A 7,849-nucleotide genomic window follows, 5' to 3' on the forward strand; every position below is an offset into this window, starting at 1 on the left:
TTTCGAGCTACTCCTCGAACAACCTCCGGTTTGGCAATTCGGTTAAGTAATCATGGTACGCTAAATACTGATTTAATTCCTGCGCCTTGCTCCGTTCCGTGATATCCAGGACGATGCCTATGATCGCTGTTTCCCCCAGATGAGATACTCGATTGTAATGCACCTCGCAATGGATAACGGTTCCGTCACGCTTGATCGCCCGGTGGCAAAAATTGGGCAGCGACTCCCCTTCCGTTAACAGCATAACTTGACTAACGACCGCTTCCCGCTCATCGATATGCAGCGCATCTGCGACATCTATGCCGATTAGCGATTCGTATCCCAGCATTTTATCCAGCTGCTCATTCGTGTAGACGAAGCTGTTCTTCTGCGCAACAAATATGCCGACGATAGACTGCTCTATGATACTGCGATATTTAAGCTCCGCTTCCCTCAGAGATTGTTCAATTCTATTTTTCTGCGTAATATCTTTGGCAATCCCATAAACACCGATAAGCTCATGATTAATGATGATCGGGATGTTGGTCACATTAACCTCGATCGTTTGCCCGTTTTTCGTAATGCCCGTCGTATCAAAGTTTTGGGGCGTAAGCGTCCTGACCGTTTCTTCAAAAAAATGATTCGTTCTACCCAAGCATTCTGCATGCACAAAGTGATCGAAATGACCTGCTATGATTTCGTCTCTTGAATAACCGAACATTTGCTCAAGAGCTGAATTGCATGACAAAAAACGGCCGTTTACGTCCAATGAAAAGACCGCGTCCGGATTATTTTCGAATATGGATTTATAATGCTGCTCCTCGACAGTCAGACGATGCTGCAAATTTTTATTTTCGGTTACATCCTGAATCGTGCCTATGGTCAGCGTAATTTCATTTCCCATATCAAATTTAAAAGTAATATGCTCGACCACATACCTTACTTCCCCGTTTGGGCGAATAATGCGATATTCTTGCGCGCACTCCGTTTTTGATTCTACCGCTATGTAAAATTGCCGCTTGACTCGTTCGCGATCCTCGGGATGAACGAGGTTAAAGAAGTCATCCTGCTTCATCGAGAAGTCGGAGTTCAATCCGTAAATACGGAACATTTGATTCGACCATGCCGCTTGATTGCGGGCATGGTCGAATTCCCAGTAGCCAAGATTATCTATTTTTTGAACAATGTCAAAGCTGTTGCCGTTGCCTTTACCACGCGTAATATTTTGTTCCATCGCTTAATATCCCTTCCTATGTATAGCTTATGCGGTAACTAGAAGAGTTGAGGAAGAGGATATAAGCGTTTATCACTCATCCTTTTGGCAACCCAGCCACCTTTGGAAACTCCCTTTAGGCCCGTTGGCTTTGCGTCATTGTCTTTCGACAACTTTGCTATTTTACTAGGACTTTTTACTTATATGATTATTTCATAGAATTCCGATATATACCATATTAAAATATCAAATTAACCCCATACCTCATGTAAAGCGCTGCGGAACAGGCCGTCGAGCTGTTCATCCTGCGCACCTGCTCCTATTCCCAGCGCCAAGGCTGTTCGTTCGAAATGAGCGATTCGCTCCTCCAAATAATCATTAATAGGGTGAAGCTTCGGCTCGTAATTCAGCTCCTCGCCCGCTTTCTTGCGCTGCAGAAGTTGCTCGATTGTCATCCGCAGGCCGCTTCCTTCCGGAATGAGCGCTTCTACCAAACGGCCGAATTCAATCGGCGGCATCGTATGATAAGTCTCAATCCAGCCACAAGCCAAAATCGGCCTAAGCACGTAGAAGTATTTCTTGATCTTCACTTGCTCGCCTTGCAGATAATCTCTGTAGTTTCCCTTCGCCATATTGAGATAATGGTACATGCATGACTTAGGTGAAAAGGTTAACGGAGAAATGCTGCGGATTTGCTTCGCGACCGAATATTTCGTGTAATACGGAATCGGTGATTGCAGCCATTCAAGCAGCGGCGGATTCGATTTACGAAACAGGTTCAGTGCTTTCCTTAAATCCCAGCCGTTAATATCGAGCAGATTGCTGATGGGCCGCTCGATAACGTCTCTTTTATTAAAAATGGATAAATACCATTCCACCGGCCTGACGTAGATGAAGCGTACGTCATAATCGCTGTCCTTGGACGGAAAGCCCCACGCCCGGCTTCCCGATTCGCAGGCATAGAGGATGCGTACCTGCTCCTCCTGCTCGATTTTATCCAGCTCCAGTAAAATATCAGCTCGTATGTTGGTCAATTTGATCACTCCTTTAAGTATCTTGCTAATAAAAAAAAGACCATGGACATAATCGTCCATGGTCAGGCATTTGGATTAGACAGCGATGCGGCTAATGTTAAGCCTGCATACGCTTCCCTTCAAACACCAACGGATAGGTCCGATAAACAATAATATTTGCTTTTGTATGAGTGCGGGTTAAATCGTTCATTGTTTTTGAATGGCTGCACTTCCAGATTATTCATAAGCATTCTGTTCGAACCTCCTCTATCCCTTTATTTATGTTCCCTTTACAGTGGCAAGCGGTTTACATTTCGCAACAACCTGCGCGAGCCCCGCTCCTGCGACGCTCTCTATGATTTGATCGACGTCCTTATAAGCTTGAGGAGATTCGTCGATAAGCGATTCAAGCAAACGCTGATTCACGACGATCTCTTCAGCCGTCCCTATCCGCATCGCCGCAGCGACCTCTTCTGCCGTCACCAGCTGCTTCGTTGCATTGCGGGAGCGGATTCGTCCTGCTCCATGGCAGATGGAATAATAATTCGCTTTTCCTTCAGCACTGCCGACCATGATATACGAAGCTGATCCCATAGAGCCCGGTATAAGCGCGGGATGCCCCGTGCTGCGATAAGGCTCCGGATTATCGGGATGTCCTGCCGGAAGCGCTCTAGTCGCACCCTTCCGATGGACGAAGTACGCATGCCCATCGTGCTCTTCCTCCCACGCATAGTTATGCATAAGGTCATACAGCGTCCGCATCTCGAATTTCGGGCCGAACACATCCTTGCCGGCCTCCCGAACCGCATAAGCTATCAAGTGACGGTTCACGACCGCATAATTTAATGCCGAGTACATCAGATTCACGTAGGTTTGCCCGAGCGGGTGCGAGAGCGGGGCGTATAGCAGCTTAGGATCAGCGGTGCCCATTCCCTCATGACGCATCATTTTCGCGATATCGGTACCGCAATATTGACTGACCGCACCGCCCCAAGCGCGGGAGCCGGAATGAATCATAATGACGATCTGGCCATCAAATAGCCCCCATGCCTCCGCGATTTCACGATTTTCCTCTGCAATTTCGATCGCTTGGATCTCAGGCAAAATGATTGCCGCCGCCAAGCGTGCCAAGCTGGCGATGCGAGCGATGCCAGATTACTTCAGGAAACTTATTCAGCACTTCCTCATCGAAATAAAAGCGGCTGCTTTCCACATGCGTTAAGGAGCTGGCCTTGCGCGGTGTGTAGGCATCGGGAATATATTTTTTCGGCAAGCCGTGCAAGCCCTTCTTCACGACATGCTCCAGTCGAATATCCGAGAAATGTCCTCTTGCATGCTCCTCGACCGGCAAATATTTTTCAAAATGAACACAAAAAAGCCATGGACATCTTGCTGTCCATGGCTTTACTTGCGCCTATATTTCCTAAGCATCGCAGCATTCAGCATGCAAAATCTTAGAAAACAATCACAGGCCCGCAGAGGCCGATGATATGGACTTACTATATGAAGCTGCGTTAATCTGTAAATTAGGATGGAACATATTCATCGGCCTCCCTTCATTTGATTTACATCATAATAATCCGATCACCCAGCATTTGTCAACCTATATATTAAAATGCACCCTTATTTCGCTTCTACGGCATCCGCTGGATATACGAGTCCGATCTGCTTTCTCGCCTCATCCATAATTTCCAACGTCGCGAGCGAAATTTCAAACGTATTAACCGATGATTCGGTGCGTCCAGCTTTTATCAAATCGATAAATTCTTTAGCCTCGTAATACATGGATTTGCTGCTAGTCTCCCGCGAAATATCTTCTACCGTTCCGGTACGGTATTGAATTTCAATCTTTTCGGCTTCGCTAATCTTATCGATCACAATGCTTCCGTTCTCCCCTTGAATTTCGGAGGGCAGCGAGGAGTGGGTAATTTTCGAATACATAATGACCGCATCCATGCCCGCATATTGCAGTACGATGCTGCCTTCGCCATCAACGCCGGATTCCAGCATAACGCCGGTTGCTTTAATCGCCTCGGGCTTGCCGAATAACGCCACAAGCGGGTATACGCAATAAATGCCCAGATCCATTAGCGCGCCGTTCGAGAACACCGGGTTAAAGGCGTTAAGCACCGTTCCTGCCTTATAAGCATCGTATCTAGAGGAGTACTGGCAGTAGCTCGCAAAATAGCGCCGAACCGTTCCCAGCTTCTGAATGTTGTCCTGGACCGCCTTAAAGCCAGGAAGCAGCGTCGACTTTAGCGCCTCCATCAATAACACGCCGTTTTCCTTAGCAGCCGCAATCATCTGTCTAAATTCATATGCGTTCGAAGCGATAGGTTTCTCGCACAGCACATGAATGCCATGATTCATGCAAGCGATAGCCTGGCCCGCGTGAAAGGAATTAGGACTTGCAATATAGACGGCATCAATGAGGCCGCTGGCCGCCATCTCATCCAGGTCCGTAAAAACAGCAGCAATGCCGTGCTTCGCTGCGAAAGCATCACCTGTTTCTGCCGAACGCGAATAGACGGCCGATAGCGCAAAGCCCTCAACCTCGCGTGCCGCATCGATAAATCTCTCCGTAATCCAGTTCGTGCCTATAATGCCGAATCGTATAATCGTAGTCATAATTGTTTCTCCTTGAGGTTGTTTTTGGGTAAATGCCTTATGTCATTTAACAATGGATGGGAAAATCCGTTTCTGCTTATTATAGTCATTCCAGGGACAACCTGTCCAAAATATCCCGCTCGGATTTTTGACAATATGCCCTTTATGTATTACCATATGCGATACAAATAATACTTTGCTTTAAGGGGTGATCCGATGATTATGAAGCTTGATTACAACAGCGATATACCGATCTACGTGCAGCTCCGCAACCAAATCGTCATCGGAATTGGCGTAGGCGGACTTGAATACGGCGAGAAATTGCAGCAAACATCATCCCCTACCAGTATAGGAGGCTTTTCATGAACAATCTTTTTTTGATCATTCCAGCCGTAATCGCTTATATCTTTATTCTTCTCATGTTTCTGAAGCAAGCAAAGCCGAGCAACCATATTTTGTTTGGTGTAATCCTTCCTGCGCATGCCCTGGAGGATGCTTCTATTAAGCAGCTTCAATCCGAATACAAAAAATTGTACACCATCTATGGGTTCATAACGCTGATTACCTTAACTCCGTTCTTCTTGCTTGGTCAATATTTCTCATTAGCGCTTATGTATATGTTTCTTTGGTTTGCTGCGTTCCTCTATACGTCAAAGCTTCCCTTCAACAAAATCCACCATAAAGCGACTGCGCTTAAACGAGAAAACGAATGGTTTGTCGGAGAAAAACGAATCATTCGCATCGACACCAAAGTAGCGCTCTTAAAAAAATCGAAGCTCGCTTCCCCCTATTGGTTTTTAATTCCCGCTCTCCTATCCGTCGTCCCGATCCTCCTCTCTTTCAAGAACACAGATGTGCTCTTAAAAATGACCGGATTCGCTTCACTCGCGATGACCGTCATCCTATACGTCATTTACTCCGCTTTTGGCAAAATGAAGACGAAGGTATACAGCGAAAACACCGACATCAATGCTGCTATCGACTGTGCAGCGCGTCGCTATTGGTCCATCCTATGGCCTATCCTTGCCGCTTTCGAGAGCATTAACGCGCTGGTTGCTTATATGATCTTGACAAAGGGAAGTATACTCAGCTTTACGCAATGGATTATTGGCATCGTGATGGTTTCCCTTGTACCGCTTGGCAGCATCTTCTTCGTACATAACAAGGTGCGCGCTTTAGAGGAAAGTCTTGCAGAGACGGACGGCAAAGGCATTCCGACCGATGATGACGGATACTGGATCAACGGCTCCACCTATTTTAACCCGAATGATAAAGCCGTCATGGTTTCTAGGCGCATTGGAATCGGAACAACCGTCAATATGGCCACGAGAGGCGGAAAATGGATTCAATACGGTGGGATCGTGCTTGCTATTGCGGTCATCATCCCACTTGCTGCTTTTGCCGCACAGTCCGACCATACGTCTCCAGCTCTAACGATTGAGGAGAGAGGCATCGTCTCCATCGATTATCCGCTGTACGATTACAGCTTCAATATGAGCAATGTGAAAGAAATAAAGCTGGAAGCGGAGCTCCCTAGCGGCTTTAGAACGAATGGCATGGCCACGTCCGAGTATGCCAGAGGCAATTTCTCGTTAGAAAAGCTGGGAGCCTCCAAGCTCTATGTATTCAAAAATTCACCGCCGTACATATTCATCCAATTAGATGACTTGTACGTTATTTTCAATGAAAAAGACACCGCCAAGACGAAAGCTCTCTTCACTGAACTAACTGCTCGTAAGTCGAAATAGCCGCGCAGCGATTTAGGAGGCGCCTCCGTAGACGAACTGCTCCAGCGATGCTAACGATTGCTCATCCAGACCTTGAGAGTTATCAAAATAAAGCACAGAGGACGCGGGGATGCGCCATTTCAGCTCTCTCTTCTCCAGCGAGCGGCTAAAATCGTTCCAGTTGTCCAGCTTATACTGGTCAAGAACAGAGCCTCTTTGCACAATTCGCTCGTAATGGAGCTTGTCATCCCGAAGATAAACGAATACAACCTTCACATCAACATCAACTAACGAGGCCCCGATTGACGAGAGCTCCTGCTCGATCCAATCCGGGGTCTCTGTTTCCTTTGTAAAGGGTCCAATTACAAAAATATCCCCGCCAATAGCAATGTTCTCGAGTGCGGCATCCATCGTAATGCGGTAGCCTAGATCGCGGCAGAGCGTTTTGTAGACGCTGGAGTCCCGGTCGCTCGGATCGAGTCCCGCCTGTGTCATAAGCGCAACCGCAGCCGGCCTCAACACCGTATCCATATCGAGTATGGCTACACTCCGTCTCTTCGCCAAAGCCTTCGCTAACGTCGTCTTACCTGCTCCTGCTCCACCTACAAAAAATATTAATTTACGCATGGCTGCCTCCCTCATCATTCGTTATCCTCTTATTCATAACAAAAAAACACCTCGCAGCGCAAGGTGTTTGGATGTGAAATATTGGAGCGGAAGACGGGAATCGAACCCGCGACCCTCGCCTTGGCAAGGCGATGCTCTACCGCTGAGCCACTTCCGCGTATAAATGGCTGGGGATTCAGGGATCGAACCTGAGAATGACGGAGTCAAAGTCCGTTGCCTTACCGCTTGGCTAATCCCCAACATATATTTGAATTTATTTTTGTTTAAGTGGCGGAGCTGACGGGATTCGAACCCGCGGTCTCCTGCGTGACAGGCAGGCATGTTGGGCCACTACACCACAGCTCCATATGTAAGCTCGGATAAATCCGAAGGTGAAACTTTGGTTGCGGGGGCAGGATTTGAACCTGCGGCCTTCGGGTTATGAGCCCGACGAGCTACCGGGCTGCTCCACCCCGCGTCATTTATTACTTATGCTATTTACAGAAAACGCAGACACCACTTATGTGGGTCGTATACCAATGCATGCATTGGCAAATTGCGCCCTGAAAACTGGATACGAAAGTTAGGTTTGCTGAAACCTTTTTAGCTGCTGTCTGCCGGATGTATGGGTCCTGGCAAACGTTTTAGGATAAGCCCTCGACCGATTAGTATTCGTCAGCTCCACACATTGCTGTGCTTCCACC

6 protein-coding genes, 4 tRNA genes, 1 pseudogene and 1 riboswitch are annotated in these 7,849 nt (G+C 47.4%); of the genes and pseudogenes, 2 read left to right on the plus strand and 9 right to left on the minus strand.

Annotated features, from left to right (window positions below):
- Nucleotides 1-7 precede the first annotated feature (7 nt).
- The 4 genes and pseudogenes from ASG81_RS21040 to ASG81_RS21055 form a co-directional block, all read right to left on the minus strand.
- Complete coding sequence (locus tag ASG81_RS21040; RefSeq protein ID WP_056638813.1) at nucleotides 8-1,213, minus strand: PAS domain-containing protein; 1,206 nt, start codon at nucleotides 1,211-1,213, stop codon at nucleotides 8-10.
- An 83-nt stretch (nucleotides 1,214-1,296) separates the two neighbouring features.
- A riboswitch (cyclic di-GMP riboswitch) is annotated at nucleotides 1,297-1,382 on the minus strand.
- A gap of 61 nt (nucleotides 1,383-1,443) precedes the next feature.
- Nucleotides 1,444-2,286 (minus strand): nucleotidyltransferase domain-containing protein, encoded by an 843-nt coding sequence (locus ASG81_RS21045; protein ID WP_155971750.1) that lies wholly within the window; start codon nucleotides 2,284-2,286, stop codon nucleotides 1,444-1,446.
- 198 nt (nucleotides 2,287-2,484) lie between these two features.
- Nucleotides 2,485-3,565: pseudogene (locus ASG81_RS21050) on the minus strand (RtcB family protein); the annotation flags it as partial.
- Nucleotides 3,566-3,828: 263 nt separating this feature from the next.
- Nucleotides 3,829-4,824, minus strand: a complete 996-nt coding sequence (locus ASG81_RS21055) for a Gfo/Idh/MocA family protein (protein WP_056638829.1) — start codon at nucleotides 4,822-4,824, stop codon at nucleotides 3,829-3,831.
- A gap of 204 nt (nucleotides 4,825-5,028) precedes the next feature.
- Here ASG81_RS21055 and ASG81_RS30130 point away from each other — a divergent pair, with 204 nt between their 5' ends.
- Together ASG81_RS30130 and ASG81_RS21060 are read left to right on the plus strand one after the other, a co-directional pair.
- Nucleotides 5,029-5,178 (plus strand): hypothetical protein, encoded by a 150-nt coding sequence (locus tag ASG81_RS30130; protein ID WP_200961567.1) that lies wholly within the window; start codon nucleotides 5,029-5,031, stop codon nucleotides 5,176-5,178.
- Nucleotides 5,175-6,560, plus strand: coding sequence for a DUF5808 domain-containing protein (locus ASG81_RS21060; RefSeq protein WP_056638820.1), 1,386 nt, complete (start codon nucleotides 5,175-5,177; stop codon nucleotides 6,558-6,560). The genes ASG81_RS30130 and ASG81_RS21060 overlap by 4 nt, the downstream gene beginning before the upstream one ends.
- Before the next feature lie 12 nt (nucleotides 6,561-6,572).
- On the opposite strand, the gene ASG81_RS21065 is transcribed toward ASG81_RS21060, so the two are convergent.
- The 5 genes from ASG81_RS21065 to ASG81_RS21085 form a co-directional block, all read right to left on the minus strand.
- Complete coding sequence (locus ASG81_RS21065; protein ID WP_056638832.1) at nucleotides 6,573-7,166, minus strand: AAA family ATPase; 594 nt, start codon at nucleotides 7,164-7,166, stop codon at nucleotides 6,573-6,575.
- 82 nt (nucleotides 7,167-7,248) lie between these two features.
- Nucleotides 7,249-7,323 (minus strand) — tRNA-Gly (locus ASG81_RS21070).
- 7 nt (nucleotides 7,324-7,330) lie between these two features.
- A tRNA-Gln gene (locus tag ASG81_RS21075) sits at nucleotides 7,331-7,405 on the minus strand.
- Nucleotides 7,406-7,434: 29 nt separating this feature from the next.
- Nucleotides 7,435-7,511: transfer RNA gene (locus ASG81_RS21080), tRNA-Asp, on the minus strand.
- 35 nt (nucleotides 7,512-7,546) lie between these two features.
- Nucleotides 7,547-7,623, minus strand: a tRNA-Met gene (locus ASG81_RS21085).
- Nucleotides 7,624-7,849 lie beyond the last annotated feature (226 nt).

The organism is Paenibacillus sp. Soil522 (genome assembly GCF_001428245.1).
Lineage (GTDB): Bacteria > Bacillota > Bacilli > Paenibacillales > Paenibacillaceae > Pristimantibacillus.

Coding starts and splice junctions, on each gene's coding strand:
- ASG81_RS21040 (WP_056638813.1), bottom strand. CDS start 1,213: ATGGAACAAAATATTACGCGTGGTAAAGGCAACGGCAACAGCTTTGAC.
- ASG81_RS21045 (WP_155971750.1), bottom strand. CDS start 2,286: ATGGACGATTATGTCCATGGTCTTTTTTTTATTAGCAAGATACTTAAA.
- ASG81_RS30130 (WP_200961567.1), top strand. CDS start 5,029: ATGATTATGAAGCTTGATTACAACAGCGATATACCGATCTACGTGCAG.
- ASG81_RS21060 (WP_056638820.1), top strand. CDS start 5,175: ATGAACAATCTTTTTTTGATCATTCCAGCCGTAATCGCTTATATCTTT.
- ASG81_RS21065 (WP_056638832.1), bottom strand. CDS start 7,166: ATGCGTAAATTAATATTTTTTGTAGGTGGAGCAGGAGCAGGTAAGACG.